3 protein-coding genes are annotated in these 3,818 nt (G+C 64.9%); 2 read left to right on the top strand and 1 reads right to left on the bottom strand.

The features are described from left to right. Positions 1 to 469 (top strand): enolase C-terminal domain-like protein (locus JYJ84_RS30835; RefSeq protein WP_275890751.1); only part of this gene is annotated, 469 nt, incomplete at its 5' end. A gap of 9 nt (positions 470 to 478) precedes the next feature. Next, positions 479 to 2,140, top strand: a complete 1,662-nt coding sequence (locus tag JYJ84_RS30830; RefSeq protein ID WP_122944928.1) for a serine hydrolase — start codon at positions 479 to 481, stop codon at positions 2,138 to 2,140. Between the two features lie 33 nt (positions 2,141 to 2,173). Here JYJ84_RS30830 and JYJ84_RS30825 read toward each other — a convergent pair whose 3' ends face one another. Continuing rightward, positions 2,174 to 3,640 carry a M81 family metallopeptidase gene (locus JYJ84_RS30825; RefSeq protein ID WP_122944927.1) on the bottom strand — a complete coding sequence of 489 codons (1,467 nt, stop codon included), beginning with the start codon at positions 3,638 to 3,640 and terminating at the stop codon, positions 2,174 to 2,176. Between the last annotated feature and the right edge of the window lie 178 nt (positions 3,641 to 3,818).

The following is a 3,818-nucleotide window of genomic DNA, read 5'->3' as shown; positions in this document are numbered from 1 at the left end:
GTCGCGCGCGCACTTCGACGCGATGCTCCCCGTGCTGCAACGGCTCGATGTCGGCATGCTCGAACAGCCGTTTGCGATCGGTGCAGACGCCTGTCTCGAACATATCGACTGTCCGATCCCGCTCGCGGCCGACGAATCGTTTCAGGATCTCGGCGACCTGCCCACGGTCGCGCGCCGCTACGACATCGTCAACCTCAAGCTCGACAAATGCGGCGGCCTGACGCGCGCGTTCGACCTTGCCACGCGTGTACGCGAAGCCGGCCTGTCCGTGATGGTCGGTTGCATGGCAGGCACGTCGCTGGCGATCGCCCCCGCCTTTCTGCTCGGGCAACTGTGTGATCGCGTCGATCTCGACGGACCGATCTTCCTCGCCCGCGATCGCGAGCCGGGCGTCGCCTACATCGACGGCCTGCTGCACTGCCCACCCCAAGCCTGGGGCCACGCGAGCGTCCCTGCTTCCTCTCACTGAGCTATCGACATGACATCGGATTCATCCACCACGACGACGCAGCTCGACGCACTGTTCGCGCGTTATCACCACGCCGATGCACCCGGATTGATCGCCGGCATCGTCCATCGCGGCCAACTGCTGTATCGGCGCGGTTTCGGCATGGCCAGCCTCGAACACGGCATCGCCAACACGCCGGCCACACGCATGCGCATCGGCTCGGTCAGCAAGCATTTCACCTGCCTCGCCGTGCTGCTCCTGTGCGAGCGCGGCGCGCTCGACGCCGACACCCCCATCGGCGCGTATCTGCAGGAACTGCCGCCGGCCGCGGGCCGACCGACGCTGCGGCAGTTGATGTCGCATCGCGGCGGGCAGCGATGCGCACTGGACCTGGCGCTACTGACGCAGGGTCTCGCCATGTCACCGCCTGGCGCGTTCCTGGCGTCGCAGCAACGTCAACGCGACGAAAATTTTCCGCCCGGAGAACGCATGATGTATTCGAACGGCGGCTATCACCTGCTTTCGCTCGCCGTCGAACGTGCGAGCGGGATGCGGTTCGCCGCATTCGTCGCGACCCATCTCTTCGCTCCTCTGCTCATGCACGACACCGCGAGCGTACCCAACGACATGACACTCGAGCACGGCATCGCGACGATGCATATTCGTGGCAGCGATGGCGGATTCCGGCGCGGTATCTTTCCGACGTGGGAACTGCTGGGTGAAGGCTCGATCGTCTCGACCGTCGACGACATGCTGCGATGGACCGCGCACCTGCGATGCCGCGACAAGATCGTCGGCAACGCCGATACCTGGATCCAGATGCTGGCGTTGCCCGTGTTCTCCAGCGGTCAGCGTAGCCGATACTCGCTCGGTCTCACGCAGAGTCTCTATCGAGGTGTCGAGCTGATCCAACATTCCGGTGGCGTCGTCGGTGGAACGTGCCAGATGCTGGTGTCGGTGGCGCACGGGCTTGACGTCGTATTGCTCAGCAACGGCGCGCTCGACGCACCGCTCGAACTGTCGAAGCGTGTCGTCGACATCGTGCTGGCGGACGACCTGAGTGGCGATGGCCCGCCTGTCGCGGCGCGCGCCGCCGATCATGTGGCGCGCCTCGGCAGTTACCGGTCGTCCCGCACCGGCGCCGTGTATGCACTGGAAGATCACGACGGCGCGCTGGTGTTGGCGGGGCCGCTTTGCCCCAGGCCGCCGATGACGCTCTACGACAGCGCCGACGGCCTGAACGACGTCCAGGTCGAAGCGGGCGGCGACGGGCCGCTGGCGTTGCGGTGGGGATCGTCTTGCACACCGGACGATCTCTCCAGCCTGCGCATCGTGCATTGCGGCCATGTCGACACGTTCGCACGCCTCGGCGAAGCACCCGCGATGACGCCGCCTCTCGCCGCCGCGATGTCCGGCACATTCGCAAGCCACGATGCCCACGCCCACGCCGTCATTCGACTCGACAACGAAACCCTCGTTCTTCGCATGCACGGCGCGGTGGGCCGTTGCGACTACCGCCTCACGCCGCTGGCCCACGATGCCTTCCGGCTGGCGCCGGTCGATCCAGTGGACGTCATGACCGGAATCGTCACGTTGACCCGCGATGCAACGCGCGCAAACATCACCGGCTTTCGCGTCGATACGCCGCGCACCCGGCATCTGGCCTTCACGCGGGTGCACGCCGATGCCTGATGCGTGCCGGCGCCGAACAGCGCCGGCACGTATTCACATCGCCGACGCAAACGGATTCGACACGCGCGGCCAGTAGTTGAGGTCACGGTGCCGATAGTCCAGTTCGGCGAAGTTCACCGTGAGCGCACCGGGCGCAGCGACATGAAAGATGGCCTTCGAACGCGGCGCGAATTCGGTTTGAAAATGCTGCGTCGATTTCACGACCACCAGCTTCTTGCCGGCAAAGTCGATGCCAAGGCCGGTGAATGCATCCACGCCCAGCACCTGGGTGCGAACCGAGATCAGCGCGATGTCGAGCCCGTTGTCCGCTTCTACCCACACCGCCCGGCCGAGCGGCTGCTCGAGACCCATGATGCTTTGCGTATGCCGCTCGACCACACTGCGCACCGTGACGCGCAGGTCCACCGGGTCCCCCGAGTACACACTGCATTTACCGCCGATGCGCAGATTCAACGTTGCCCCGACACCCGCGTCCTTGCAGATCTGAATGGCACCGAGATCCCAGAAGCACCCGATCGCAACATTGGCAATCCGTCGCTCGATCACGCGACGCAGAATGAACGTACTGTCGCACGGCGCGCCACCGCCAGGATTGTCCGCGACATCCGCCAGTACGACCGGGCCGCCGTCGACCGCCAGCGCTCGATCCAGTCCGGCATCGATATCGAGCCATGCGGGGCGTGTCGCGTCGCGCAGTTCCCAGAACTCGCGCGCCAGTTGCGCCGCCAGCGCCTCGGCCTTGGCGGGATCGTCGTCCGTCACCACCCAGAGTTTCGCGCCGGCTTCCGGCACGTCGCCCCATGGGAACCCGTGGCCGAGCGACACCGACAGCACGCCGTCGCGTCCTTCAAACGACTTCATGCGCCGAACAAACCCCGCCATCGGTTCGCCGGTGGTGTGCCAGGCACCGACCATCCGGCAGTCCGACACGCCGATCGTCGGGCGGATGCGTCCGGCAGCCATCTCGAGCGCCAGCCGATAGGCTTCGCGCGCCCGATCGACGGCATCGACATGCGGATACTCCTTGTACGCAATCAAGACATCTGCCGATGCCTTCATCAATTGCGTGAAGTGACAGTGCGGGTCGAGCGTGACCGAGATCGGCACGTCGGGGCCGACAATGGCGCGAACGCCGGCGAGCAGATCGCCTTCACAATCGTCGTACCCCTCCGCTACCATCGCGCCGTGCAGCAGCAGAATCACGGCATCCAGCGGCAACGCAGCCTTTAAGCCATCGAGAATTTCGTCTCTCAGGGACGCGTAGACCGCACGAATCGTGCGGCCGGACGGCTGGGCTTCGGCACACAGACCTTCAACGATTTCGTGACCGTCGCTCTCCGCGAGGCGCCGCACTTCCGCAAGCACATGCCCCATGCCATCGGGCTCGCGCACACTCGCGTCGCCATGAAAAATGGTGAACTCTTCGAAGCCGCCCCATCCGGTCGGGCACGGGGCAAAGGTATTGGTTTCCGTCGAAAGCTGAGCCGTGAATATTTTCATGACGAGGTCTGCCGAAAGGGATTGAAGGGCGTGGAACGACTATAAGCACACGCTGTTTCCACTTTGTGAGCAATCTGTATCAAGCGTGAAACAGAGCAGTGCCAACGATCGCTCCGAGCCCCTCGCCCTATCGACGCGGCAACGTGACCTGCGCCACCAGCCCGCCTTCCGACCCGTT

This window comes from Burkholderia sp. LMG 13014 (genome assembly GCF_905232215.1).
In the GTDB taxonomy this organism is placed as follows: domain Bacteria; phylum Pseudomonadota; class Gammaproteobacteria; order Burkholderiales; family Burkholderiaceae; genus Burkholderia.
Note: the sequence above shows the minus strand (reverse complement) of the source record. Positions and strands in the feature narration are given on the sequence as shown.

Coding starts and splice junctions, on each gene's coding strand:
- JYJ84_RS30825 (WP_122944927.1), bottom strand. CDS start 3,640: ATGAAAATATTCACGGCTCAGCTTTCGACGGAAACCAATACCTTTGCC.
- JYJ84_RS30830 (WP_122944928.1), top strand. CDS start 479: ATGACATCGGATTCATCCACCACGACGACGCAGCTCGACGCACTGTTC.